Genomic DNA, 24,213 nt, shown 5'->3' on the forward strand with positions numbered 1-24,213 from the left:
TGCCATGAAAGACCTGACCCCCAACAAGGCTGATCTGGACCCGATCGAGATCGCCTCGATCGACGAAATCCGCGCTCTGCAGCTGGAGCGGCTGAAATGGTCGCTGCGCCATGCCTACAACAATGTGCCGATGTACAAGCAGCGGTTCGACGAGGCGGGCGTGCGCCCGGACGATTTGCAGCAGCTGTCGGATCTGGCGAAGTTTCCCTTCACCTACAAGAACGACCTGCGCGACAATTACCCCTTTGGTCTGTTTGCGGTGCCGCGCGAACAGATTATGCGCCTGCATGCGTCCTCCGGCACTACCGGCAAGCCGACTGTGGTGGGCTATACCGCAAATGACATCAGCAACTGGGCCGATCTGGTGGCACGGTCTTTGCGCGCGGCTGGTTTGCGCAAGGGCGACATGGTGCATAACGCCTATGGTTACGGGCTGTTCACCGGGGGCTTGGGCGCCCATTACGGGATTGAACGGCTGGGTGCGACCGTGGTGCCGATGTCGGGCGGGCAGACCGAGAAACAGGTCGGCCTGATCACTGATTTCCAGCCCGATGGCATCATGGTGACTCCGTCCTATATGCTCAACATCCTGGAGCAGTATCATAAGGTTGGCATGGACCCGCGGGAAAGCTCGCTGAAGGTCGGCGTGTTTGGGGCCGAACCCTGGACCGACGCGATGCGCAAGGAGGTCGAGGATGCCTTCGACATGCATGCGGTCGATATCTATGGCCTCAGCGAAATCATGGGGCCGGGTGTTGCCAATGAATGCGTCGAGACCAAGGACGGTCCGGTGATCTGGGAGGACCACTTCCTGCCGGAAATCATCGACCCGCAGACCGGCGAGGTGCTGCCGGATGGCGAGATGGGGGAGCTGGTGTTCACCACGCTGACCAAGGAAGGCCTGCCGATGGTGCGCTACCGCACCCGCGACCTGACCCGGCTGCTGCCGGGCACCGCGCGCTCGATGCGGCGGATGGAGAAGATCACCGGGCGCAGCGACGACATGATCATCCTGCGCGGCGTCAATGTCTTTCCCAGCCAAGTGGAAGAGCAGCTGATGGCCACTGGCGGGCTGGCGCCGCATTACCAGATCGAGCTGTATAAATCCGGCCGGATGGATGCGATGCGGGTCTATGTGGAAGCCAATCCGGATGCCACGGATGAGCTGAGCAAGACCGCCGCGGCGCGGATGCTGACCAAGCGGATCAAGGATATGGTTGGCGTTTCCACCGAGATCATTGTAGGCGACCCGGGATCGGTTGAGCGCAGCCAGGGCAAGGCCAAGCGCGTCGTCGACAACCGCGGCAAGTCCTGAACGGGGGAGTGAGTTTTGGCCCGCACCATCGCAAAAGACCATGATCAGAAACGCACGCTGATCCTGAAATCCGCAGCCAAAGTGTTTGCGGAAGCAGGCTATGACCGGGCGTCAATGACCCAGCTGGCGCGCGAATGCGGGATCTCCAAGGCGAATATCTACCACTATTATGACAGCAAGGATGCCGTGCTGTTTGGCCTCCTTGATACCTACCTTTGCGAGTTGCGCGACCGGGTCTGCGGGGTGGAGCTGGAGGGCTGCGGCCCCGAGGACCGGCTGCGCCGCATCGTGTCGGAAATCATGCTGGCCTATCAGGGCGCAGATCACGAGCATCAGGTGCAGATCAGCGCCATGGGCGCGCTGCCCGAGGATCAGCAGAAGCTGCTGCGCGCCTATCAGCGTGAAATGGTGCAGTTTGTGAGTGATGCGCTGGCGGCGGTGGCGCCCGACGTGTTTGAGGGCGAAACGGCCAAGCTGCGCGGCGCGACCATGTCGGTCTTCGGCATGCTGAACTGGTATTACATGTGGAATTCCGGCGCTGGTTCCAAGGCACGCGACGATTATGCGCGGCTGGCTGCCGATCTGGTTTTGAATGGAATCAAAGGGCTTTGACGCCTGCGCAAGCCCGCACAATTGCCTGAGGCAAACAGGCGGCACAGATTCTTTTGCGTTTGCGCCGCTTCGCGTTAGACTTTCGCCCCAATAGGAGGGCGGCATGGCAAACCCTGAGAGTTTCGAGAAGTTCTATTACAAGAAGGTCGGTCTGGGCGAAGGCTGCGGCTGTGCGGAGCGGGTGATCGACAATCACGAATTCGACCGCCAATCGGGCCGCCCGCAGCTGAAATCCTTTGGCGGCAGATTTTCACTGCGGTCTTTTGCGCTGAAATACGGGTTGATTTCCCGTCGGCAACCCGCGCCGGACGCAGAATAGAGAACACGGCTGCGGTTTGCGTCAGCAAGCCTGATTGGCCCGCTGACGCAGCGTGGGGTGGTTATAGCTGGACCGGCGGCACCATGCCGACGATCTCATAGGTTTTGCGCAGGATCGGCGCGGTGATTTCACGCGCGCGTTCGGACCCGCGGGTCAGGATACGGTCGATCTCGTCCTGCTCCCCCATCAGCCGCGCCATCTCGGTTGAAATCGGCGCCAGTTTCGACACCGCCAGATCCGCCAGCATCGGCTTGAACTCGGAGAACTGCTTGCCGCCGACATCGGCCAGCACCTGATCGACGCTCTGTTCGTTCAGGGCGGCATAGATGTTCACCAGATTGCGCGCCTCGGGGCGCTCTTCCAGGCCTTTGGCCTCGGAGGGCAGCGCCTCCGGGTCGGTCTTGGCCTTGCGGATCTTCTTGGCGATGGTGTCGGCGTCATCGGTCATGTTGATGCGGCTGGCATCCGACGGGTCCGACTTGGACATCTTCTTGGAACCGTCGCGGAAGCTCATCACCCGGGTGGCCGCGCCTTCGATCACCGGTTCGGTCATCGGGAAGAAATCGACGCCATAGTCGTGATTGAACTTGGCTGCGATGTCGCGGGTCAGCTCCAGATGCTGTTTCTGATCCTCGCCCACCGGGACATGGGTGGCGTGGTAGGTCAGAATATCCGCCGCCATCAGCGCCGGATAGGCAAACAGGCCGAGCGAGGCATTCTGCGCGTTCTTGCCGGCCTTGTCCTTGAACTGGGTCATCCGCTGCATCCAGCCCATGCGGGCGACGCAGTTGAAGATCCAGGCCAGCTGCGCGTGTTCGGGCACCTGGGACTGGTTGATCAGGATGGATTTTTCCGGGTCCAGACCGGCGGCAATGAAGCCCGCGCAGAGTTCGCGGGTGGATTTCATCAGGTCCTTAGGATCCTGCCAGACGGTGATCGCATGCAGGTCCACCATGCAATAGATGGACTCCACATCCTTGGCCTGCCAGTCGACGAACCGCTTCAAGGCACCGAGGTAATTGCCCAGGTGCAGGTTGCCGGAGGGCTGAATCCCCGAAAAGACGCGCGGGGTGAATGTGGTTTCGCTCATCTAGGCGTAACTCCCGTCTGGAAATAGCAACCCCGGTGGCTTACCCATGGGGCTTGGATAGGTCAACAGGTGCGGAGAGTTCCGCACTATAAGGAGACTCAATGAGCAGTCCGCAAAATACCGCACCGGTCAACCCGCTGCCTGCAGCCGTTATTGCAATCGTGCTGATCATCATCGGGATCGAGGCGGTGTTTTCGCTCGGCGCCCGCGGAATCTTAGGCGACGCATCGGCGATCGGCTGGCGGTTGGAGGCGATCCAGTCTTATGCGTTCTCCAGCGAGATCTTCTGGTGGATGCAGGAAAGTGGCCGCTGGCTGCCGGAGCATCTGCTGCGCTTTGTGTCGTATCCCTTTGTGCACGGTGCCTTTACCCACGCGCTGTTTGTCTGCGTCTTTGTCCTGGCGATGGGCAAGATGGTAGGCGAGGTGATGGGCGATCTGGCGATGGTTATCATCTTTGTGCTGTCCGGTGCTGGCGGCGCGCTGGGCTATGCGCTGCTGATCAGCGGCGGCCAGCCTTTGATTGGCGGCTTCCCGGCGGTCTATGGCCTGATCGGGGCGTTCACGTTTCTATTGTGGCGGTCGCTGGCCTCGGTCGGGGCGCAGCAGAGCCGGGCGTTTTCGCTGATAGCCTTTCTGATGGGGGCGCAGCTCTTGTTCGGGCTGCTGTTTGGCGGCCAGAAGGACTGGGTCGCGGATCTGGCAGGCTTTGCCACCGGGTTCGGGCTGTCGTTCTTCCTGGCGCCGGGCGGCTGGGCGCGGATCCGCAATCGTATCCGCCACGACTGAGACCGGAGCGCTCCCGCCCGCTGCCGATGCCCCTGACGGGGCATTTCCAGCCGTTGGGCCGGGCCGCGCTGACGCGCGGCGGGAGGTCTGCTGAGAAGCGCTTCAGGGGCAGGTTTTCCCTGAAGGCGCCCTTTCGATTGCAGGCGGGGCCGACCCGAAGGGGCGCGGGGGTCAGGCCTGTTTCCGGCGGCTGAGGGCGGTGCGGAACTCCGACAGGCGGAAGGCGCCAAGGGTCTGGCCTGCGGCGAAGTAGACCACGCCGCCCAGCACCACCAGGCCAAGCAGGGACAGGTAGCGCCAGTAGTCCAGCATAAACAGCCAGCCCGCGGCTGAGGCTGCGCCATAGAGCACCGCCCCCATTACGGCAGAGGCCGCCAGGATGCGCCAGGCACGGGTGCGGAAACGGGTGTCGAACCGGGCCTCATCCCCCATGCTGCGGGCGCCGAGTGCCAGCAGTGCCACCATCACCCAGCCGGCAGCGGAGGCGGCGATGGCGGGGGCGATCCAGCCCAGCACCGGCTTCAGGCCAAAGGCCAGCGCGGCGTTCACCACCATCGCCGCCAGCGCGTAGCGGAATGGGGTTCTGGTGTCTTCGCGGGCGAAATAGAGCGGCTGCAGGACCTTCTGCAGCATGAAGGCGGGCAGGCCGGCACCATAGATGGCGACGGCGATGGCAATGGCGGCTACATCCTCAGGTCCGGTGGCGCCGCGCTCATACAGAACCGAGACCAGCGGCACCGGCACGGTGATGAAGGCGACGGCGGAGGGCACGGCCAGCAGAAGGGAGAACTCCCCGGCCCGTGACAGGGCGTCCTGCGAGCCGGCACTGTCTCCGGCGCGCAGGCGGCGGGAGAGGGCGGGCAGCAGCACGATGCCAACCGCGATGCCGACAACACCCAGCGGCAGCTGGTACAGCCTGTCCGCGATGAACAGCCAGCTGGCCGCTTTTTCGATGTCAGAGGCCACGTATTGCCCGACAACCAGATTGATCTGGGTGACCCCCATGGCCAGCGCCGCCGGCACGGCAACAGTCATCAGGCTGCGCATCTCGGTGTTCCAGCGGGGCAGGCCGGGGCGCAGGGCAATGCCTGCACGGGCGGCGGCAACCCAGACCAGCGCCAGCTGGGCCACACCTGCAACCGGAATGGTCCAGACCAGCCAGATCACAACATCTCCGCCCAGCAGGGCGCCGGCTGCCATGGCTGCACAGGCAAAGATGTTGAGCAGCACAGGTGCGGCGGCAGCGGCGGCAAAGCGCCCTGTGGCGTTCAGAACCCCGGAAAACAATGCGGCCAGCGACATGAACAGGATGTAGGGAAAGACGATGTAGCCGTATCCCACTGCCATATCAAAGCGCGCATCGCCGACAAACCCGCCCGCTGTCAGCCAGACCAGCCCCGGCATGAACACCATGCCGAGGCCAACCAGTGCCAGTACTGCTGCGGCAAGCAGGTTAAAGGCTTGTTGGGCGTAAGTTCCGGCATCCTCGCCGGCCTCGTAGCGTTTGGAGAAAGCCGGCACAAAGGCCGCGTTAAAGGCACCTTCGGCGAAGAAGCGGCGGAACATGTTGGGCAGGCGGAAGGCCACGATAAAGGCATCCAGCACCGGGCCGGGGCCGATGAAGGCGGCGATCAGGATCTCGCGTGCAAAGCCCAAGATCCGGCTTGCCAGCGTCCAGAACCCGACGGTCAGGAAGCCCGATAGCAGTTTGATCGGTTTCATGTATCCGCCCGTTTTGCGCCAGCAGCAATTGCCTCGCGCAGTTTCTTTTCCAGCGTCCGCTGTTTGGACTCTGCATAGTATTTCAGGCCGAACATGTCTTTGACATAAAAGGCATCGACCACCTGTTCGCCGTAGGTCGCAATCACCGCATTGGCGATGTAGACATTGGCCGAGGCCAGCGCCCGGGCCAGATCATAGAGCAGGCCGGGACGGTCGCGGGTGTCGACCTCGATAATGGTGTAGATTTCCGAGCCGTCGTTGTCGAAGGTGATATGTGTCGGCACCTTGAAGGCGCGCTCGCGTTTCTTGATCTTGTCGCGGGATTTCAGCGCATCGCGGGTGATCACCTCGCCCTTCAGGGTCTTTTCGATCATCTGCTTGAGCCGGTGCAGGCGGATCGGATCGAAAGGGTGGCCTTCGCTGTCCTGGATCCAGAAGGCGTCGGTCACATAGCCGTCCTTGGTGGTGTAGGAGCGCGCATCCACCACATTGGCGCCGACCAGTGCCAGCGCGCCGGCGATGCGGGCAAAGATGCCGGGATGGTCCTCCATCACGAAACAGGCGCGGGTCGCGTCGCGGTCGACATCCGGGTAAAGCCGGATCATCACCTCGCTTGGATCGCCCTTGGCGGTGTAATCGCGCAGCATCTCGGCGAAATCCACATGGGCGGTGATGTGCAGCCCGTGCCAGTAGGGCGGATAGTGCCGGGCGGTTTCGGTTTTGAGGTCGGCTTTGGACCAATCCTGCAACGCCTCGCGCAGGGCTTTCTTGGCCGACGCCCCGCGGTGTTCGCGGTTCAGCGCCTCCATGCCGCCTTCGAGCGCTGCGCGGGTCTGGCCGTAAAGCGCCCGCAGCAGGGCGGCTTTCCAGTTGTTCCAGGTGTTCGGGCCAACCCCGCGGATGTCGCAGACCGTCAGCAACAGCAGCAGGTCCAGCCGTTTGACCGTTTGCACCGCCTTGGCGAAATCGCGCACCGTTCGCGGGTCGGCAATGTCGCGTTTCTGGGCCATGTCCGACATCAGCAGGTGATAGCGCACCAGCCATTCCACGGTTTCGCATTCCGACGGCTTCAGCCCCAGCCGCGGTGCCACCTTGCGGGCAATCTGCGCGCCCAGGATTGAATGGTCCTGCACCCGGCCCTTGCCGATGTCATGCAGCAGCATCGCCACCATCAGCACCTTGCGGTTCAGCCCCTTGCGCAGGATCGAGGAGGACAGCGGCAGCTCATCCTCCAGCTCGCCGCGTTCGATGGCGGCGAAGTTGGCGATCACCTGAATGGTGTGCTCGTCCACCGTATAGGAGTGATACATGTTGAACTGCATCATCGCCACGATGGGTTCGAATTCCGGCAGGAAGGCCGACAGCACGCCGAGTTCGTTCATCCGCCGCAGCGCCCGCTCGGAATTGCCGTGTTTCAGCAGAAGGTCCAGGAAGATGCGCCGGGCTTCCCTGTCGTTGCGCATGCCGTCATCAATCAGGCGCAAGTTGGCGGTGACCAGCCGCATGGCATCGGGATGGATCAGCATGCCGGTGCGCAGGGCTTCCTCGAAAATCCGCAGCAGGTTCACCCGGTCGGCCAGAAAGGCCTCCGGATCCAGCACATCCAGCCGGTTGTGCACCACTTTGTAGCCGGGCTTGATCCGCGGGCGCCGACGGAAGATGCGCTCCAGCAGCGGCGCGCCTTTTTGCTGGCTGGCCTCCAGCTTTGTCAGGAAGATCCGGGTCAGATCGCCGACCCGCGTTGCATGGCGGAAATACTCCTGCATGAAGATTTCCACCCCGCGGCGGCCGGCCTTGTCCTGGTATCCCATGCGGCTGGCCAATTCGACCTGCAGGTCGAAAGTCAGCTGCTCGGTGGCACGGCCGGTGGCCAGGTGCAGATGCGAGCGCACTGCCCAAAGGAAGGTTGCGGCTTTGGCGAACCGCTCCATCTCCGCGGGGCGGAACAGACCCAGCGGCACCAGATCTTCGGCGTCCTGCACCTGGTAAAGATACTTGGCGATCCAGAACAGCGATTGCAGGTCGCGCAAGCCCCCTTTGCCTTCTTTCACGTTGGGCTCAACCATGTAACGCTGGCCCTGCTTAAGGTGGCGGGCGTCGCGCTCGGCCAGTTTCGCCTCGATGAAGTCAGGCGCGTCCTGGGAAAACAGCTCTGCCTTCAGACGCTTTTCCAGCTCTTTTGCCAGCGGTCCGTGCCCTGCCAGGAACCGGTGCTCCAGCATTGCGGTGCGGATGGTGTAATCTTCGCCGCCCAGACGGATGCAGTCCTTGATGGTGCGGCTGGAATGGCCGACTTTCAACCGCAAGTCCCACAGGATGTAAAGCATGGATTCAATCACGCTCTCCGCCCAGGCAGTGATCTTGTAGGGTGTCAAAAACAGCAGGTCGACGTCTGAGGCAGGGGCCATTTCACCCCGGCCATAGCCTCCGACCGCGATCACCGCGATACGCTCGCCCCGGGTCGGGTTGGCCAAAGGATGCAGCAATTCGCCCGCCACATAAAGCGCCGTGGTCACCAGGCCGTCGGTTAGGAATGTGTAGGAGCGGGTCAAATTCCGCGCCGCAAAGGGGGCCGCGGCAAAGGCCGCGGCAATCGCCGCGCGCCCAGCCTTGTTTGCCGCCTTCAGGATCTTGACGGTTTCCCCGCGCAGGGCCGCGGGGGCGTTGTCTTCCGCCAGGGCCTTGATCTGCGCCCGGACCGCGGCGGCATCAAAGATGTCCGCGGGATCACAGATCAGCGGTCCCAGCGGTTCGGGAAAGCCGTTGGCCGCGTGTTGCGCGGCGCTGGCAGCGGGTTCAGAATCCGGCGCCGGTGAAGCTGCTTGGGGCAGGGTCAATGATCACGACCTTCTGTTCTTGGATGGTGGCAACCGCCAGGCCGCGCTCGTTGGTGCCATCAGACAGCAGGCGGAAGATGCCGCCGGCCCCCTGAAAACCGGCGCCTTGGGTCAGCGCGGCGGAGGTCAGGGCGTCCGATTTGCCAGCAGCCACCAGCGCGCCGATTGCGGCAATCCCGTCATAGGCCAGGCTGCCGATCGAATGCGGCGAACCGCCATAGCTCGCCTGGTAGCGGGCGCTGAACTGCTGCACCTTGCCCTGGTCGGGCATCGCAAACCAGCCGCCCTGTACGCCGGGCAAGGCCAGGGTCTGGGCCGGAATATCCCAACGGGTCAGGCCGATGTACTGCTTTTCTGCCGGATCCACACCGGCTTCGGGCAGCAGCTGAGCCAGCAGCGGCAAGGCGCCTGCGGTTGTCGAGGTCAGGAACACCGCATCCGCCTGGCGCGATTCATTGCGGATCGCCGGAATGGCGTTGATCACGCCCTGCTGCGACAGCTCATAGCCGACGCTGCCTGCAATATTGGCACCGGTCTGGCTGGCCGCGCGCTGAATGGCAGTGCGCCCGGCAACCCCGGCAGCATCGTTGCCGCCGACAATCAGAATGTTTCGCTTCCCATTACGGGCTGCAAAACTGGTCAGCCTGCGCGCAGTATTGTCAAAGGTCGGGCCCAGGATAAAGACATTGCCGCCGGCAATCGCAGGGTTGTTCGAGAAGGCCAGCACGTTCACGCCGCGCTGGCGTGCCGCGATGCCTGCGGCATTGGCGGCCTCGGCATAGACGGGGCCCAGGATGACACGGGCGCCGTCTTTCAGCGCCTGCTGCGCAGCACCCGAGGCCACTTCGGGGCTGCCGGCCGTGTCATAAACCCGCAGATCGATTTGCACGCCCTGCAGGTCGGCAATCGCCATGCGGGCAGCGTTCTCCAGGCTTTGCGCCAGCACGCTGTCGCCCTGCTGCGCCGAGCCGCGCGGGACCAGCAGCGCCACCGGCACAGGTTTGGACGTGTTGATTGTCGGGCCGGTGCCAAGAGAAACCGGGTCACAGGCGGTCAGGGCAATGGCGGAAAGTGCCGCGGCAGCTGTCAGTGCCGCCTTGCGGGCGCGTTTGAAAACAGCAAACATAATGGACTTGAAACTCCGTTCTCCCGGCGCCGCTGCGCCGTGTGGGTTTAAGGGCGGATCATAAACGACCAAAAAGGCGGGTCCAGCGTTGAATCACCAGAATGTCATATTGGCCCCAGGGCTTTACTTTGTTGCCACGCCCATTGGCACCGCCCGCGACATTACCCTGCGTGCGCTGGATGTGCTGGCCTCGGCAGATGTGCTTGCGGCTGAGGATACACGCTCGCTGCGCAAGCTGATGGAGATTCACGGTGTTCCATTAAGCGGGCGGCGGATCATTGCTTACCACGACCACAGCGGCGCCGGTGCACGTGGTAAACTGCTGGAGGCGGTGGCAGAGGGGAAATCCGTTGCCTATGCCTCTGAGGCCGGAATGCCGCTGATTGCCGACCCTGGCTATGATCTCAGCCGGGCGGCGGCAGAGGCAGGCCATACCGTCACTTGCGCGCCCGGCGCCTCGGCGGCGGCCACGGCGCTGACGCTGGCAGGGCTGCCCACGGATGCGTTCTTCTTTACCGGTTTCCTGCCCAATGCCTCCGGCGCCCGGCGCAAGCGGCTGGAGGAGCTGCGGGAAATTCCGGGCACGCTTATCTTTTATGAATCTCCCAAACGGGTGGCTGCTTCGGTGGCGGATATGGCTTTGGTGCTGGGCAACCGTCCTGCTGCAATGTGCCGCGAGCTGACCAAGAAGTTTGAAGAAGTCCGCCGTGCGCCGCTGACAGATCTGGCCTCTGGGCTGGAGGAAAAACCGGTCAAGGGCGAGATCGTGCTGCTGGTTGACCGGGCGCAGGAGCCTGAGGTGAGCGAGGGCGATCTGGAAAGCGACCTGCTCGCAGCACTTCAGGGCAATTCGGTCAAAGACGCCGCCGGAATCGTGGCTGAAATGCACGGGTTGCCGCGGCGCAAAATCTACCAGCTGGCACTGCAGCTGGCCAAGGGCGGCTGAACAATGCCCAGCACCCGCCAGCATCGCGGCGCCCGTGCCCATCTTGCCGGAGAGGCGGCGGAAGAGATTGTCGCACGCCACTATGAAAACCGCGGCTACGCTGTTGCGGAACGCCGCTGGCGGGGGGCGGGCGGCGAGATCGACCTGATCCTGCGCGGTCCGCAGGAACTGGTGTTTGTGGAAGTGAAACACAGCGCCACCAGCGCCGCTGCTGCTCTGCGCATCACGCCCCGGCAGGCAGAACGGATTTATGCCAGCGCCGGGCAATACCTGGAAAACGAACCCCAGGGACAACTGACCCCGGTCCGGTTCGACGCCGCGCTGGTGGACGGCACTGGCGCGGTGGAGATCATCGAAAACGCCTTCGGTTTGGACTGAACCAGGCCTGCCCCATTGAACCCTGGGGCGCGGTGGGCCATGTATCTGGCCAGTTTACAAGGGATACTGCCATGAAAATCGCCTTTCAGATGGACCCGGTCATGGGCGTGGACATCAACGCGGACAGCAGCTTCCGCCTGGCCGAAGAGGCGCAGGCGCGCGGGCATGATCTGTTCTACTACGCGCCCGATCAGCTGGCCTATCAGGAAGGCCGCATCACGGCCCGCGGGCATGACATGACCGTGCAGCGTGTGGCTGGGACGCCGGCGGTTCTGGGCGAAGAACGCGAAGTGGATCTGGAGGATTTCGACGTGATCTGGCTGCGCCAGGACCCGCCTTTTGACATGCACTACATCACCTCGACCCATTTGCTGGACATGCTGAAGGGCCGGGCGCTGGTGGTGAATGATCCGTTCTGGGTGCGCAATTACCCGGAAAAGCTGCTGGTTCTGACCTTCCCGGACCTGACCCCGCCGACCACCATTGCCCGCGATCTGCAGACCATCAAGGCGTTCAAGGAAAAGCATGGCGATGTGATTTTGAAACCGCTTTACGGCAACGGCGGTGCCGGCGTGTTCCGGCTGGATGCCAATGACCGCAACCTCACCTCGCTGCATGAACTGTTCACCGGTTTCAGCCGCGAGCCGCTGATCGTGCAGAAGTTTCTGCCCGACGTCAGCAATGGCGATAAACGGGTGATCCTGGTTGACGGCGAACCGGTCGGCGCCATCAACCGGGTGCCTGCGGCGGGTGAAACCCGTTCCAACATGCATGTGGGCGGACGCCCCGAGAAGATCGGGCTGAAGGAGCGTGATCTGGAGATCTGCGCCGCCATCGGCCCGCTGCTGCGCGAAAAGGGGCAGATTTTTGTCGGCATCGACGTGATCGGCGATTACCTGACCGAGATCAACGTGACTTCGCCGACCGGCATTCAGGAGCTGGAGCGGTTTGATGGCGTGAATATCGCCGAAAAGGTCTGGCAGGCGATCGAAGCCAAGATCAACTGATGAGCTGGCAGCGCCGGGCCCTGAACACATGGATGCGCTATGGCATGAAACCGGCGCTGCAAATGACCAGCAGCCCGGATCTGGCGCGCAAGGTCTTTGAGATCATGGCACCGCGCCTTTATCCGGCGCTGCCCTATACCCGGCTGCTGCCGCGGCCTGCGCCGATGCCGCTCACGCTGGTTTCCGCGGGCAGGCCGCGCCGTGGGAAGATCATTCTGTTCCTGCATGGCGGCGCCTATCTGGCAGGCAGCGCCCGTGCTTACCAGGGGATGCTGTCCCGTCTATCCCTGGCAGCGGGGCTGGAAATTGCTGTGCCCGATTACCGGCTGCTGCAGGACGCGCCTTTTCCGGCTGCGTTCGAAGATGCCCTGGCCGCCTGGCAGCATCTGCGCCAGTCGGGGTTTGCCGCTGCCGATATCCTGCTTGCCGGCGACAGTGCCGGCGGCGGGATGGCGCTGGCCTTGCTCGCCGCTCTTCTGGGGGAAGGGGAACGCCCGGCCGGCCTTGTGGCCTTTTCCCCCTGGTGCGATCTGACGCTGAGCGGGGCAAGTATTCAGGTCAACCGCTCCAGGGACGTGATCATCCCGGCAGGACGAATGAAGGAAGCCGTTGATCAGTATTTGGCAGGTGCAGACCCTTCGGATGCCCGCGCCTCTCCGTTGTTCGCTGACTTCCCGGACCCGCCGCCGGTGCTGATTCAGGCCGGAGACACCGAGGTATTGCTGTCAGATGCGCAGCGTATGGTGCAGCGACTGGAGGAGGCAGGCGGCGCTGTGCGGCTCAGCCTTTGGCGCGATGTGCCGCACGTCTGGCAATTTATGGCAGGGCATCTGCCCGAAGGGCAGGCTGCATTGGACGAAGCTGCTGCCTTTGCGGTTTCCGCCTTCGACGGCGGCTCAGCGGGTTGAGGGCAGCCTGAAGCTCAGCGCCTCGGCGAAATGCTGGCGTTGCACCCGGTCTTCGCAGGCCAGATCTGCAATGGTGCGCGCAACGCGCAGCACCCGGTGGTAGCCGCGGGCGCTGAGGCCGAACCGTTCGGCGGCACGCAGCAAAAGATCACGGCTCTCGGCACCCGGCGCCGCAACCTCTTCCAGCACAGCGCCTTCGGCGTCTGCGTTTTGGCGCAGGCCGGGATGGCTGCGGAACCGTTCCGTCTGCGTTTCCCGTGCAACTGCGATTCGTTGCGCCACCTGGGCCGAACCTTCGGCACAGGGTGGCAATTCCAGGTCGGACACATTCACCGGCGGCACGTCCAGATGCAAATCGAACCGGTCCAGCAGCGGGCCGGAAATCCGCCCCAGATAATCCGCGCCGCACATTGGTGCCCGCGAACAGGCCCGGTTGGCATCAGCCAGATATCCGCATTTGCAGGGATTGGCAGCGGCGATCAGCATAAAACGGCTGGGGTATTTCACATGGGCATTGGCACGTGCCACCATCACCTCTCCGGATTCAAGCGGTTGGCGCAGGGTTTCCAGAACCGGGCGGCCGAATTCCGGCAGCTCATCAAGAAACAGCACGCCATTGTGGGCCAGGCTGATTTCCCCCGGCTGCGCCCGCCGTCCGCCGCCTGCAATCGCCGCCATGGAGGCGGTGTGGTGCGGTTCGCGGAAAGGGCGGGCCCGGCTGATCCCGCCCGCATCGATCAGCCCGCATAAGGAGTGGATCATCGACGTTTCCAATGCCTCGGCAGGCGACAGCGGCGGCAGGATCGATGGCAGCCGTGCCGCCAGCATCGATTTGCCGGATCCGGGCGGGCCGATCATCAGCATGTGGTGACGTCCTGCGGCAGCAATCTCCAGCGCTCTCTTGGCTTGCTCCTGGCCTTTGACGTCACGCAGGTCCTTGCCGCCAAGCCCGCTGAGGGCTTCACCCGGCGCGGACGGTTCAATGCGCCGCTGGCCGGTGAAATGCTGGACCACACCGGTCAGCGTGGCTGCACCGATGACCTGTGCCGCATCGACCCAAGCGGCCTCAGGTCCGGACGGTTCCGGGCAGAGCAGCATGCGCCCTTCCTCAGCCGCGGTAACGGCTGCGGGCAGGGCGCCCGCGACAGGCATCAGCTGGCCGTCCAGCGACAGTTCACCCAGGGCTATGGTTTCTTCGGCCTTTTCCGCTGGGATGATTCCGATCGCTGCCAGCAAGGCCAGCGCAATCGGCAGGTCGAAATGGCTGCCTTCCTTGGGCAGGTCCGCGGGTGACAGGTTGATGGTGATCCGGCGGGAGGGCAGGGCGATCGACATCGCCGCAAAGGCCGCCCGCACCCGTTCACGGGCTTCGGAGACGGCCTTGTCCGGCAATCCGACCACCGAGAAGGCTGGCAGGCCGGGGGCGACGGCGCATTGCACCTCGACCAGCCGGGCCTCAACCCCTTGAAAGGCAACTGTGTACGACCGTGCCGTCATTTCTTCCCGCCCCTTCTGGTTCAGGGAGAAATGCTTGATGATCGTGGTTTCCGAAGTGTTAACGTCAGTGGTGCCGCCCGGCGAATTCACGCAGAATTCGCGCTTGCCGCCGGTTCAGTCCAGGGACCAGGGCCGCCGCGGCAGATCCCGCGCATAAGGCTCCGGGTCATAGCTGACCTCATGCGCCTGCTCTTGCCAGCGCAGTACTGCCGGGTCGGACAGCAGCAGCTTGCAATAGGCACGCGTGGCGGCAGAAACCGGCAGCCCGTAACCGATGATGCGTGCGGCAACCGGGGTATAGAACACATCCGCCAGCGAATATTCTCCGAACAGACAGCCCGCTGACTGGCCGGACACCTGGCGCGCATGGGCAAACAGCGTTTCGATCCGGTCCAGATCCGCCTGAACCGCGCTGGACGTCTCAAACCCTTCGTAGATATGCGCCAGCTGCATCGGGCATTCGCCGCGCAGCGCGCTAAAGCCCGCAACCATTTCTGCCGCCAGCCAGCGTGCAGCGGCGCGCTGCGCCGGGTCCGCGGGCCAAAGCCCGGCGTCCGGGTTCTGTTCGGCCAGTGTCTCGGCTATCGCCAGGCTTTCGCCAACAACTGTGCCTTCAGGCGTGCGCAACGCGGGCACCAGCCGTGCCGGGGCCAGATGCGCCATCTCTTTCGCCATGGTTCCTGAGTACAGCCCCACCAGATGCACTGTGTGGGGAAGGGAGAATTTTTCGAGCATGAGCCAGCCGCGCAATGACCAGCTGGAGAACATGCGGTCGCCGATATAAATTTCATAAGCCATGCGCAAAGGCTAACGCGTGGCATCTAATTTAGAAATGGAATGTTTTTGATGGGGTTGATCACGGGCAATGATTGATTGAGCCCGTCTGCCAGCCCGCAGATCCCAGAATGATTTCACTTACCGACAGGTTGTCGATCCGATGGCTGAAAGCCTCTTCTGATGTCAGCAGCTCTGCCCGCTGAATCTGGGTCAGGATTTGACCGAAATGCCCCACGACAATCAAGTTGCGCCCCTGATTCGCGTTGATCAGCCCGTCAATTGCCGCGTTCACCCGGTTGCAGGCCTGATTCCAGCTCTCGCCGCCCGGCGGCGTTACATCGCCCGGCGTCTCCCAATAGGCCCGGATCCGGTCCGGGTCTTCGGCGTCGACTTCGGCCCAGGTTCTTAGCTCCCAAGCGCCGAAATGGATCTCGCGCAGCGCCTCAGCATGGGGAATCCGCTGACGGCTGCCTTGGATGGCGCTGGCGGTTTCCACTGCGCGGGAAAGATCGGACGACACGATCAACGCGTCCGCCGGCAAGTAATCCGACAGGCGTTTCAGCGCGGCGGTGTCAGACAGATCCGCGGGCAAGTCGGACCAGCCAACCATGCATTTGGCGTGTGTCGGCCCGTGCCGCACCAGGAAAAGCCGGGCTGTCATAACGCCCCCTTCAGCACCAGCGGCAGCCCGGCGGTCACTTGCACAACAGTTTCTGCACGCGCTGCCAATGCGATATTGAGCCGTCCCTGCGCTTCGCGGAAGCGGCGGGCCAGCTTGTTCTCAGGCACGATGCCAAGACCGGTTTCGTTGGAAACGATCACCAGATCCGCGCGGCAGCGGCCGATTGCTGCCAGCAAGTCCCCTTGCGCAAGCTCCAGATCATGTTCCGCCAGCAGATGGTTGGTCAGCCACATGGTGGCACAGTCCATCAGGCAGATTTGCCCCGCAGTCAGCGCGTCCAGAACCCTGCTGGCCGTTTCCGGTTCCTCAACAGTTGTCCAGCCTTGCCCTCTTTGTTTGAGGTGGCGGGACACTTTTTCGCGCATTTCACTGTCAAAAATTTGTGCAGTAGCCCAGTAAACCCTGTCTTTTTCAGCGTTTATGCAGAGCTGCTCGGCAAAGGCCGACTTCCCAGAGGCCGCCCCCCCTAGAATAAAAGTTACATTTGCAGGCATTTTTTGCTAACCTGTAAGAACGAAGCCGTTCCTGTGGGTAAACGCAGGGCCCGGTTAAGACAAGAGACCGCAGTATCCCGGGGTTCCACTTATTAAGGCCGGGAAAGTCTGCACAGGGGCCAAAAAACCATTTTGCTTTTCCATTTTTGGCCTGTGGATGTGCCAAGAGTCGTATCCAGTGCACTGATACTGTCGGCCTACAGAAGACCCGGGCTCAACTCTAGTTCTATGCGCGTCTCCAAGGCGGCAGTTTGTTAATTAGTTTCCGGGGGGAAATAAAATGGCACTAGATTCCACATTCGAAAACCCATTGCCGCGGCAGGCAATGAAGGCAGAGCTTTTGGATGCCGAAACTGAACGGCGTCTGGCCTATGCGTGGCGCGATGACCGCGATGTGAAGTCGCTGCACCGGCTCATCAATGCGTATATGCGCCTGGCGATTTCCATGGCGGCCAAGTTCAAGCGGTACGGGGCGCCGATGAACGATCTGATCCAAGAGGCGGGCCTGGGCCTGATGAAGGCAGCCGACAAATTCGACCCGGACCGGGGGGTGCGGTTCTCGACCTATGCAGTCTGGTGGATCAAAGCATCGATCCAGGACTACGTCATGCGCAACTGGTCGATGGTGCGCACAGGTTCTACGTCGTCGCAGAAATCGCTGTTCTTCAACATGCGCCGGGTGCAGGCGCAGCTGGAGCGCGAGGCGCGTGCCTCGGGCGCGCGGCTGGACCGGCATCAGTTGCATCAGAAGATTGCGACTGAGATCGGGGTGCCGCTGCGCGATGTTGAGATGATGGAGGGGCGCCTGTCCGGTGCCGACTTTTCGCTCAACGCCGTGCAGTCCACCGATGAAGAGGGCCGCGAGTGGATCGACGCTCTGGAAGATGACACGTCTCAGGCCGATGAACTGGTGCAGGAGCGGCACGACCGCCGCCAGCTGCGCAAATGGCTGGTATCTGCGTTGCAGGCGTTGAATGACCGTGAGCGCTTTATCATCACAGAACGCAAGCTGCGCGAACGCCCGCGCACTTTGGAAAGTCTGGGAACCGAACTGGGGCTTTCCAAGGAACGGGTCCGCCAGCTGGAGGCCGGGGCGTTCCAGAAAATGCGCAAATGCCTTGAAGGCCAGTCGCGCGAGGTGCACAGATTGCTTTCATGAGAAAGCAGATCAACTTCATGAAAATCATGCTAAGCGCCGCCGGTCTGGCGGCGCTTAGCATGTCTGGCGCCCGGGCCGGCGACCTGCCCGCGGCGGCCCGGTTTCTAAGCGGAGCGGATGTTGCGGTTCTCGGGGAGGTGCATGACAATTCTGTGCATCACCAGCGGCAGGCAATGCTGCTGGCAGAGCTGCAGCCAAAGGCGGTGGTCTGGGAGATGATCACTGCCGAGCAGGCAGCTGCACTGGATCCTGAAACGCTGGCGAACGCTTCGCTGACGGCACAACAGCTGGATTGGCTGAATTCCGGCTGGCCGGACTTCAGCCTGTATGCGCCGGTGTTTGCAGCTGCTGCCAATGCCCGCCAGTATGGTGCACAGGTGCCACGGGCAGAGGCTGCGGAAGCTTTGGAACGCGGTGCGGCTGCCTATTTCGGGACTGAAGACGCGGCCCGCTTTGGCCTTGATCAGCCGCTGCCGGAGGCGGAACAGGCCGCGCGCGAGGCGGACCAGCAGGTCAATCACTGCAATGCGATGCCGGTGGAGATGCTGCCTGTCCTGGTGGACTTCCAACGCCTGCGGGACGCCGCCCTGGCAAAGGCTGCGGATACCGCGCTTGCGGAAACCGGCGGCCCCGTGGCCGTGATCACCGGCAATGGCCATGCCCGCACCGACCGCGGGCTGGCGGTCTATTTGGCCAGGGCCCGTCCCGCGGTGCAGATCCGCAGCTTGGGCCAGTCCGAGGGCGGGCAGATCAGCGGGACATTTGATCTGCTGCTTGACGCGGGCGCGGCCAGCCGTCCGGATCCCTGCCTGGCCTTCCAAAGCGGCGGCTGAAAGTCTCTGCGCAGTACAGGGCCGGTCTGTTTGGAAACGGTACCGCGCCGTGCGCAGCACGGCGCCCGGCCCAACTTCGCCAGGGGCAGGGGCCGCGGGTCCGTGCCGCGCGGTGGCGGGAGCCTTTGCTTTGGCTTCGGCCTTCCCCCGCTTGGAAAACCGTTTCACACTTTCGCCGCAGCGCAGTAAGGTCGCGGGAAACGGGACAAGGGCGGACAAATGCTGGCTGGCAGACATATTCTTCTGATTATCAGCGGCGGCATCGCGGCCTATAAGTCGCTGGAGCTGATCCGCCGCTTGCAGGACAAGGGTGCGCGCGTGACCCCGGTTCTGACCAAGTCCGGCGCGGAATTTGTAACGCCCCTGTCGGTCTCGGCACTCGCCGGAACCGCTGTGCATCAGGAGTTGTTCGATCTGACGTCCGAGGCCGAGATGGGCCACATCCAGCTTTCGCGCAGCGCCGACCTCTTGGTGGCGGCACCGGCCACGGCGGATCTGATGGCCAAGATGGCGCAGGGTCTGGCAAACGATCTTGCCTCGACCCTGCTGCTGGCCACCGACACCCCGGTACTGCTGGCGCCTGCCATGAATGTGCGGATGTGGGAGCATCCGGCGACACAACGCAACATCGCGATTCTGAAGGAGGATGGGGTGTCTTTCGCGGGTCCGAATGACGGCAGCATGGCCTGCGGTGAATTCGGCCCGGGCCGGATGGCGGAACCGGATGAGATCCTGACTGCGATCACCGCCAAGCTTTCGGATGGGCCATTGAAAGGCAAACGCATCCTGGTGACCTCCGGCCCGACGCATGAGCCGATCGACCCGGTGCGCTATATAGCCAACCGCTCCTCAGGGGCGCAGGGGGCGGCGGTGGCCCGTGCTCTGCGCGAAGCTGGCGCGGAAGTGGTGTTCATCACGGGCCCGGCGGCGGTGCGCCCGCCTGAGGGCGTGCAAGTGGTGCCGGTGGAAAGCGCCCGCGAGATGGAGGCGGCAGTGCAGGCGGCTTTGCCAGCCGATGCCGGCGTATTTGCCGCCGCGGTGGCGGACTGGCGGGTCGCCAGCGCCTCGGACCGCAAGTTGAAGAAGTCCAAGGACGGGCTGCCGGTGCTGGAATTTGCAGAAAACCCCGACATTCTGAAGACTGTGTCCCAGATGACCAAGGGCCGTCCGCCCCTGGTGGTCGGCTTTGCCGCCGAGACCAACGACGTGGTGGAAAACGCCACCGCCAAGCGCAAGCGCAAGGGCTGCGATTGGATTGTTGCAAATGATGTTTCGCCCGCAACCGGCATCATGGGCGGCAGCGAAAACGCCGTGGTCCTGATCTCTGATGACGGCGCCGAGGAGTGGCCGCGGATGGGCAAGGATGACGTCGCCCGCAAGCTGGCTGCGCGGATCGCTGCGGCGCTGGCCGGGTGAATTTGAGTATTTGAACAAAAGAGAAGCAGGGGGCGGGGATGGTAACAATCCGTGTGATCCACAACGAAGATGCGGACCGGGATGTGCCGCTGCCCGCATATGAGACCGCAGGCGCTGCGGGCGCGGACCTTCGCGCCAATCTGCCGGGCGGGGGCACACTGACGCTTGAACCGGGGACGCGGGTGCTGGTGCCAACCGGGCTGCGCATCGAAATTCCTGCAGGTTACGAGGTGCAGATCCGCCCGCGCTCGGGGCTTGCCCTGAAGCACGGGATCACTCTGCCCAACACGCCTGGCACAATCGACTGCGACTACCGCGGGCCGCTAGGGGTGATTCTCTTGAATGCGGGGCAGGCGCCCTTTGAAATCCGCCATGGCGAACGCATCGCGCAGATGGTTGTGGCGCCAGTGCTGCAAGCCCGGTTTGAGCTAGCGGAGACGCTCTCCGGCACCACCCGCGGCGACGGCGGCTTTGGTTCGACCGGGCGCGGCTGATGCTGCGCATTCTGATCCTGGCGGCGCTGATCTGGTGGGGCGGGCGATTCCTTGGCCTGCCGCGCAATCTGCGTTTTGGTTTGCTGGCAGTGCTGTTTGCGGCAGTGCTGGCAGCTCAGCTGACCCTGCCGGACGGGCACGCCTTGCGGGAAGGCACCGGGGGCTCGGCAGCGCCTTGGCTTCTGTTGGGCGGTTTTGCCATTGTGGCTGGCCTCTATGCGCGTATCGTGGCCGGCCTGAAGACCCGCGCCCAGCCTCAGGAAACGAAGATGAGCCAGCCTGCCAGCACCTTCACCGAAAGCGAGCTTGACCGCTATGCCCGTCATATTGTCCTGCGGGAACTGGGCGGGCCGGGACAGAAGAAGCTGAAGCAGGCCAAGGTACTGGTGATTGGCGCTGGCGGCCTTGGTGCGCCTGCGCTGCAATATCTGGCCGCCGCGGGGGTGGGCACCATCGGGGTGATCGACGACGATGTGGTCGACAATGCCAATCTGCAGCGTCAGGTGATCCACCGGGATGCAGACATCGGCAAGCCCAAGGTGTTTTCGGCTCAGGCCGCGATGCAGGCACAGAACCCTTACGTCGAGGTGCGCCCTTTCAGCCGCCGCCTGACGGAAGAGGTCGCGGAGGAACTGTTCGCGGAGTATGATCTGATCCTGGACGGCACCGACAATTTCGAAACCCGTTACCTCGCCAACCGTACCGCAGTGGCGCTGCGCAAGCCGCTGATCTCTGGCGCGCTGTCGCAATGGGAAGGACAGCTGAGCGTCTTTCACCCGGCCCAAGGCGGACCCTGCTATCAGTGCATTTTCCCCGAGACGCCTGCGCCCGGGCTTGCCCCCAGTTGCTCAGAGGCCGGGGTGATCGGTCCGCTGCCCGGTGTTGTCGGGTCAATGATGGCGATGGAGGCGGTCAAGAAGATCACTGGTGCCGGTGCGGCTCTGCAAGGCGAGATGCTGATCTACGACGGGCTTTATGGCGAAACCCGCAAGATCCGCATGGCCAGGCGGCCGGATTGTCCGGTCTGCGGCAGCGCCGGACACTCCTGACGGGACCTCCCTGTGAACGAAGCCTATTTCATTTCGCTGCTCTGCGGCGCCTTGTTCGGCGGCCAGCCGGAAACAGTGCATCAGTTCACCTATCCCGGCGGTGCGGCGTCGATCCGCACAGATTGCGAGAATAGTAACCGGGTTATTGAGTTCGGTCTCGACAAGCGCAGCAGCCTGGACAGCATTCAGCAGGCGTTGTTCGCGGCAGAGATCACCGGCAAGGAGCCGGTGGTGGTTCTTATCGATACCGATAGCCGAATGGGCCGTTTCGAGTGGCGCATCGCCCGGGCGGCCAATATCGCGGATGTGCCGATCCGCATTGTGCCAGCGGCGCTGACCAAAGGCGATGGCGCGGGCGGCTGACCCGCCTGCGCCACAAGGTCAGAGCAACCGGTTCAGACCGGCAATCAGATCGTCGCTGCCTTCCAGACCGGCAGACAGGCGGAATAAGGTCTCCATCAGCTCTGCCGCCTCCATCAAGAGCGCCAGCGAACGGCGGGGGGCCAACGCTCGGCATAGTGAGTGACCTGCAGCTGGCCGATCATCTACTGCGCCACGGCCTGCCCTGCGGCAGGCCAGCGCCTGGCATGCAATCATGCCGGACATATTCGGCATCTGCGCCTGCACTGGGTCCCGCTGCGGGTGTGTGCCCAGCCATTGCAAGCCCAATTGCAGCCCTCCGGTTTTCCCGTTAGCGTTCCCAGCAAAGGAGACCCGTATATGTCCAATCCGCTTCTGTCCCGCTGGGAAACGCCGTTTGAAATTGCCCCGTTCAATAGCATCTCTGACGACGATTTTGCCCCTGCGCTGGAGCAAGCTCTTGCGGCGCACACCGCACAGATCGACACCATCGCAAACAGCAGCGAGGCGCCTGGTTTTGCTAATGTGATCGAGGCGCTGGAAACCCCCTGCCGTGAGCTGGAGCAGGTGCTGGGCGTGTTCTTTACCGTGGCCGGTGCCGACAGCAACCCCAAGCGCGAAGAGCTGCAGCGGGCGTTCTCGCCCAAACTTGCCGCGCATTTCTCGGCGATCACCGCCAACAAGGCGCTGTATGCACGGGTCAAGGCGGTCTGGGATCAGCGCGAGGCGCTGGATCTGACGCAGGAGCAGCAGCGCGTCCTGATGCTGACCCACCGCGGCTTTGTCCGCGGCGGCGCAGCACTGGAAGGCGGAGCCGATAATCGGATGCAAGAGATCAAAGGACGGCTGGCCACTCTTGGCACAGAGTTCACCCAGAACCTGCTGGCGGATGAGCGGGACTGGTTCATGGAGCTGTCCGAAGACGATCTGGAAGGCTTGCCGGAATTCGTGATCAGTGCCGCCCGTGCCGCCGGCGAAGAAATGGGCAAAGACGGCCCGGTGGTGACACTCTCGCGGTCCTTGATAACGCCGTTTCTGCAGTTCTCCCCGCGCCGGGATCTGCGCGAGAAGGCCTTTAACGCCTGGGCCGCCCGCGGTGCGGGTGGCGGCAGGACAGACAACCGGGCCATCGCAGCGGAAACTCTGCAGCTGCGCGAGGAGCGTGCGCAGCTATTGGGTTATGAAAATTTTGCGGCCTACAAGCTGGAAACAGAAATGGCCAAGACGCCGGACGCGGTGCGCGGGCTGCTGATGGATGTTTGGGGCCCGGCCAAGTCCCGCGCAGAGGCCGACGCAAAGGTGCTGACCGCGATGATGCAGGCGGACGGTATCAATGGCGATCTGGAGCCCTGGGACTGGCGCTACTACGCCGCAAAGCGCCGCAAGGCCGAGCATGACCTGGATGAGGCGGCGCTGAAACCTTACCTGCAGCTTGACCGGATGATCGAAGCCAGCTTCGTCTGCGCAAACCGCCTGTTCGGATTGGAGTTTGCACCGCTGGATGTACCGCTCTACCACCCGGATTGCCGCGCCTGGGAAGTGACCCGCAACGGCGAACATATCGCGGTCTTCATTGGCGACTATTTTGCCCGCGGCTCGAAACGCTCCGGCGCCTGGTGTTCGGCAATGCGGCAGCAGGCCAAGTTCCCCGAGGTGCAGGCGCCGGTGGTGATCAACGTCTGCAACTTCGCCAAGGGCGATCCCGCGCTGCTGTCCTGGGATGATGCCCGCACCCTGTTCCACGAGTTCGGCCACGCGTTGCATCAGATGCTGTCGGATGTGACCTATGAAAGCATCTCCGGCACCTCGGTCGCGCGCGACTTTGTGGAACTGCCCAGCCAGCTTTATGAACACTGGCTGGAAGTGCCGGAGGTGCTGCAGGAGTATGCCACCCACGCGGAAACCGGCGAACCGATGCCGCAGGAGATGCTGGAGAAGGTGCTGGGTGCATCCAATTTCGACATGGGCTTCCAGACGGTGGAATATGTGGCCTCAGCACTGGTGGATCTTGCGTTCCACGATGGCGCGGCGCCGACCGATCCGATGGCGAAACAGGCCGAAGTGCTCGAAACCATCGGCATGCCCCGTGCCATCACCATGCGCCACGCCACCCCGCATTTCGCTCATGTCTTTGCCGGCGATGGCTATTCCTCAGGCTACTACAGCTACATGTGGTCCGAGGTGATGGATGCCGACGCCTTTGCAGCCTTTGAAGAAGCCGGCGGCGCCTTTGATGCGGAACGCGCCAAAGCCCTGGAAGAGCACATCCTCTCAACCGGCGGATCTGTCGATCCGGCAGACCTCTACACTGCCTTCCGCGGCCGTTTGCCGGGGGTGGAAGCGCTGCTGAAAGGCCGCGGGCTGGCTGCGGAATAACAGGCGTTCCGTTGGGCGCGGCATTGGC

At 63.1% G+C, this 24,213-nt stretch carries 24 protein-coding genes; 15 read left to right on the plus strand and 9 right to left on the minus strand.

Going from position 1 to position 24,213, the window contains the following annotated elements:
• The first annotated feature begins 4 nt into the window (after positions 1 to 4).
• The 3 genes from paaK (at position 5) to A2I95_RS11050 (ending at position 2,246) form a co-directional block, all read left to right on the plus strand.
• Positions 5 to 1,315, plus strand: coding sequence for a phenylacetate--CoA ligase PaaK (gene paaK, locus A2I95_RS11040; protein ID WP_291729807.1), 1,311 nt, complete (start codon positions 5 to 7; stop codon positions 1,313 to 1,315).
• A gap of 15 nt (positions 1,316 to 1,330) precedes the next feature.
• Positions 1,331 to 1,927: a TetR/AcrR family transcriptional regulator gene (locus A2I95_RS11045; RefSeq protein ID WP_291729808.1), complete on the plus strand. Its 597-nt coding sequence runs from the start codon at positions 1,331 to 1,333 to the stop codon at positions 1,925 to 1,927.
• Positions 1,928 to 2,030: 103 nt separating this feature from the next.
• A complete protein-coding gene (locus A2I95_RS11050) occupies positions 2,031 to 2,246 on the plus strand; it encodes a hypothetical protein (RefSeq protein ID WP_291729809.1) in 216 nt (71 codons plus the stop codon).
• Between the two features lie 61 nt (positions 2,247 to 2,307).
• Here A2I95_RS11050 and trpS read toward each other — a convergent pair whose 3' ends face one another.
• A complete protein-coding gene (trpS, locus tag A2I95_RS11055) occupies positions 2,308 to 3,336 on the minus strand; it encodes a tryptophan--tRNA ligase (RefSeq protein ID WP_291729810.1) in 1,029 nt (342 codons plus the stop codon).
• A gap of 101 nt (positions 3,337 to 3,437) precedes the next feature.
• Between trpS and A2I95_RS11060 the strand changes: the two genes are divergently transcribed.
• Positions 3,438 to 4,124 carry a rhomboid family intramembrane serine protease gene (locus A2I95_RS11060; RefSeq protein ID WP_291729811.1) on the plus strand — a complete coding sequence of 229 codons (687 nt, stop codon included), beginning with the start codon at positions 3,438 to 3,440 and terminating at the stop codon, positions 4,122 to 4,124.
• A gap of 171 nt (positions 4,125 to 4,295) precedes the next feature.
• On the opposite strand, the gene murJ is transcribed toward A2I95_RS11060, so the two are convergent.
• The 3 genes from murJ to A2I95_RS11075 are packed head-to-tail and all read right to left on the minus strand — an operon-like array spanning position 4,296 to position 9,809.
• Positions 4,296 to 5,846: a murein biosynthesis integral membrane protein MurJ gene (gene murJ, locus A2I95_RS11065; protein WP_291729812.1), complete on the minus strand. Its 1,551-nt coding sequence runs from the start codon at positions 5,844 to 5,846 to the stop codon at positions 4,296 to 4,298.
• Complete coding sequence (locus tag A2I95_RS11070) at positions 5,843 to 8,683, minus strand: [protein-PII] uridylyltransferase (RefSeq protein ID WP_291729813.1); 2,841 nt, start codon at positions 8,681 to 8,683, stop codon at positions 5,843 to 5,845. Before A2I95_RS11070 ends, murJ begins: the two co-directional genes overlap by 4 nt.
• Positions 8,643 to 9,809 carry a penicillin-binding protein activator gene (locus A2I95_RS11075; RefSeq protein WP_291729814.1) on the minus strand — a complete coding sequence of 389 codons (1,167 nt, stop codon included), beginning with the start codon at positions 9,807 to 9,809 and terminating at the stop codon, positions 8,643 to 8,645. Before A2I95_RS11075 ends, A2I95_RS11070 begins: the two co-directional genes overlap by 41 nt.
• 88 nt (positions 9,810 to 9,897) lie before the next feature.
• Between A2I95_RS11075 and rsmI the strand changes: the two genes are divergently transcribed.
• The 4 genes from rsmI to A2I95_RS11095 all read left to right on the plus strand — a co-directional run bounded on the left by rsmI (position 9,898) and on the right by A2I95_RS11095 (position 13,048).
• Positions 9,898 to 10,755 (plus strand): 16S rRNA (cytidine(1402)-2'-O)-methyltransferase, encoded by an 858-nt coding sequence (gene rsmI, locus A2I95_RS11080; protein WP_291729815.1) that lies wholly within the window; start codon positions 9,898 to 9,900, stop codon positions 10,753 to 10,755.
• A 3-nt stretch (positions 10,756 to 10,758) separates the two neighbouring features.
• Positions 10,759 to 11,133 (plus strand): YraN family protein, encoded by a 375-nt coding sequence (locus tag A2I95_RS11085; protein WP_291729816.1) that lies wholly within the window; start codon positions 10,759 to 10,761, stop codon positions 11,131 to 11,133.
• A 71-nt stretch (positions 11,134 to 11,204) separates the two neighbouring features.
• Positions 11,205 to 12,140: a glutathione synthase gene (gene gshB, locus A2I95_RS11090; protein ID WP_291729817.1), complete on the plus strand. Its 936-nt coding sequence runs from the start codon at positions 11,205 to 11,207 to the stop codon at positions 12,138 to 12,140.
• Positions 12,140 to 13,048 (plus strand): alpha/beta hydrolase fold domain-containing protein, encoded by a 909-nt coding sequence (locus A2I95_RS11095; protein ID WP_291729818.1) that lies wholly within the window; start codon positions 12,140 to 12,142, stop codon positions 13,046 to 13,048. Before gshB ends, A2I95_RS11095 begins: the two co-directional genes overlap by 1 nt.
• Here the strand turns inward: A2I95_RS11095 and A2I95_RS11100 are convergent.
• From A2I95_RS11100 to cobU, 4 genes are all read right to left on the minus strand, one after another.
• Positions 13,037 to 14,545: a YifB family Mg chelatase-like AAA ATPase gene (locus A2I95_RS11100; RefSeq protein WP_291729894.1), complete on the minus strand. Its 1,509-nt coding sequence runs from the start codon at positions 14,543 to 14,545 to the stop codon at positions 13,037 to 13,039. The two genes, A2I95_RS11095 and A2I95_RS11100, sit on opposite strands and share 12 nt — an antisense overlap.
• 114 nt (positions 14,546 to 14,659) lie before the next feature.
• Complete coding sequence (locus tag A2I95_RS11105) at positions 14,660 to 15,343, minus strand: glutathione S-transferase (protein WP_291729819.1); 684 nt, start codon at positions 15,341 to 15,343, stop codon at positions 14,660 to 14,662.
• Between the two features lie 58 nt (positions 15,344 to 15,401).
• Positions 15,402 to 15,983, minus strand: coding sequence for a histidine phosphatase family protein (locus A2I95_RS11110; protein ID WP_291729820.1), 582 nt, complete (start codon positions 15,981 to 15,983; stop codon positions 15,402 to 15,404).
• Positions 15,980 to 16,498 (minus strand): bifunctional adenosylcobinamide kinase/adenosylcobinamide-phosphate guanylyltransferase, encoded by a 519-nt coding sequence (cobU, locus tag A2I95_RS11115; protein ID WP_291729821.1) that lies wholly within the window; start codon positions 16,496 to 16,498, stop codon positions 15,980 to 15,982. Before cobU ends, A2I95_RS11110 begins: the two co-directional genes overlap by 4 nt.
• A gap of 280 nt (positions 16,499 to 16,778) precedes the next feature.
• Between cobU and A2I95_RS11120 the strand changes: the two genes are divergently transcribed.
• The 6 genes from A2I95_RS11120 (at position 16,779) to A2I95_RS11145 (ending at position 21,812) form a co-directional block, all read left to right on the plus strand.
• Positions 16,779 to 17,657 (plus strand): RNA polymerase factor sigma-32, encoded by an 879-nt coding sequence (locus A2I95_RS11120; protein WP_291729822.1) that lies wholly within the window; start codon positions 16,779 to 16,781, stop codon positions 17,655 to 17,657.
• Between the two features lie 17 nt (positions 17,658 to 17,674).
• Complete coding sequence (locus A2I95_RS11125; protein WP_291729823.1) at positions 17,675 to 18,490, plus strand: ChaN family lipoprotein; 816 nt, start codon at positions 17,675 to 17,677, stop codon at positions 18,488 to 18,490.
• 219 nt (positions 18,491 to 18,709) lie between these two features.
• Entirely contained in the window at positions 18,710 to 19,906 is a 1,197-nt protein-coding gene (coaBC, locus tag A2I95_RS11130) for a bifunctional phosphopantothenoylcysteine decarboxylase/phosphopantothenate--cysteine ligase CoaBC (RefSeq protein WP_291729824.1), read from the plus strand.
• A 38-nt stretch (positions 19,907 to 19,944) separates the two neighbouring features.
• Positions 19,945 to 20,400: a dUTP diphosphatase gene (dut, locus tag A2I95_RS11135; RefSeq protein ID WP_291729825.1), complete on the plus strand. Its 456-nt coding sequence runs from the start codon at positions 19,945 to 19,947 to the stop codon at positions 20,398 to 20,400.
• Positions 20,400 to 21,449: a HesA/MoeB/ThiF family protein gene (locus A2I95_RS11140; protein ID WP_291729826.1), complete on the plus strand. Its 1,050-nt coding sequence runs from the start codon at positions 20,400 to 20,402 to the stop codon at positions 21,447 to 21,449. Before dut ends, A2I95_RS11140 begins: the two co-directional genes overlap by 1 nt.
• A gap of 12 nt (positions 21,450 to 21,461) precedes the next feature.
• A complete protein-coding gene (locus A2I95_RS11145; RefSeq protein WP_291729827.1) occupies positions 21,462 to 21,812 on the plus strand; it encodes a hypothetical protein in 351 nt (116 codons plus the stop codon).
• Positions 21,813 to 21,830: 18 nt separating this feature from the next.
• Here A2I95_RS11145 and A2I95_RS11150 read toward each other — a convergent pair whose 3' ends face one another.
• Positions 21,831 to 21,956 carry a hypothetical protein gene (locus tag A2I95_RS11150; protein ID WP_291729828.1) on the minus strand — a complete coding sequence of 42 codons (126 nt, stop codon included), beginning with the start codon at positions 21,954 to 21,956 and terminating at the stop codon, positions 21,831 to 21,833.
• A 213-nt stretch (positions 21,957 to 22,169) separates the two neighbouring features.
• Here A2I95_RS11150 and A2I95_RS11155 point away from each other — a divergent pair, with 213 nt between their 5' ends.
• On the plus strand, positions 22,170 to 24,185 hold the full coding sequence (locus A2I95_RS11155) for a M3 family metallopeptidase (RefSeq protein WP_291729829.1): 2,016 nt from the start codon (positions 22,170 to 22,172) through the stop codon (positions 24,183 to 24,185).
• Positions 24,186 to 24,213: the final 28 nt, after the last annotated feature.

Source organism: Leisingera sp. F5, from assembly GCF_001593695.1.

Bases quoted from the DNA above. Each gene is read 5' to 3' on its own strand.
- A2I95_RS11120 (WP_291729822.1), top strand. From the start codon at position 16,779: ATGGCACTAGATTCCACATTCGAAAACCCATTGCCGCGGCAGGCAATG.
- A2I95_RS11155 (WP_291729829.1), top strand. From the start codon at position 22,170: ATGTCCAATCCGCTTCTGTCCCGCTGGGAAACGCCGTTTGAAATTGCC.
- A2I95_RS11140 (WP_291729826.1), top strand. From the start codon at position 20,400: ATGCTGCGCATTCTGATCCTGGCGGCGCTGATCTGGTGGGGCGGGCGA.
- A2I95_RS11075 (WP_291729814.1), bottom strand. From the start codon at position 9,809: ATGTTTGCTGTTTTCAAACGCGCCCGCAAGGCGGCACTGACAGCTGCC.
- gshB (WP_291729817.1), top strand. From the start codon at position 11,205: ATGAAAATCGCCTTTCAGATGGACCCGGTCATGGGCGTGGACATCAAC.
- A2I95_RS11050 (WP_291729809.1), top strand. From the start codon at position 2,031: ATGGCAAACCCTGAGAGTTTCGAGAAGTTCTATTACAAGAAGGTCGGT.
- A2I95_RS11095 (WP_291729818.1), top strand. From the start codon at position 12,140: ATGAGCTGGCAGCGCCGGGCCCTGAACACATGGATGCGCTATGGCATG.
- paaK (WP_291729807.1), top strand. From the start codon at position 5: ATGAAAGACCTGACCCCCAACAAGGCTGATCTGGACCCGATCGAGATC.
- A2I95_RS11105 (WP_291729819.1), bottom strand. From the start codon at position 15,343: ATGGCTTATGAAATTTATATCGGCGACCGCATGTTCTCCAGCTGGTCA.
- A2I95_RS11085 (WP_291729816.1), top strand. From the start codon at position 10,759: ATGCCCAGCACCCGCCAGCATCGCGGCGCCCGTGCCCATCTTGCCGGA.
- A2I95_RS11125 (WP_291729823.1), top strand. From the start codon at position 17,675: ATGAAAATCATGCTAAGCGCCGCCGGTCTGGCGGCGCTTAGCATGTCT.
- murJ (WP_291729812.1), bottom strand. From the start codon at position 5,846: ATGAAACCGATCAAACTGCTATCGGGCTTCCTGACCGTCGGGTTCTGG.
- cobU (WP_291729821.1), bottom strand. From the start codon at position 16,498: ATGCCTGCAAATGTAACTTTTATTCTAGGGGGGGCGGCCTCTGGGAAG.
- A2I95_RS11100 (WP_291729894.1), bottom strand. From the start codon at position 14,545: ATGACGGCACGGTCGTACACAGTTGCCTTTCAAGGGGTTGAGGCCCGG.
- coaBC (WP_291729824.1), top strand. From the start codon at position 18,710: ATGCTGGCTGGCAGACATATTCTTCTGATTATCAGCGGCGGCATCGCG.
- A2I95_RS11060 (WP_291729811.1), top strand. From the start codon at position 3,438: ATGAGCAGTCCGCAAAATACCGCACCGGTCAACCCGCTGCCTGCAGCC.
- trpS (WP_291729810.1), bottom strand. From the start codon at position 3,336: ATGAGCGAAACCACATTCACCCCGCGCGTCTTTTCGGGGATTCAGCCC.
- dut (WP_291729825.1), top strand. From the start codon at position 19,945: ATGGTAACAATCCGTGTGATCCACAACGAAGATGCGGACCGGGATGTG.
- A2I95_RS11110 (WP_291729820.1), bottom strand. From the start codon at position 15,983: ATGACAGCCCGGCTTTTCCTGGTGCGGCACGGGCCGACACACGCCAAA.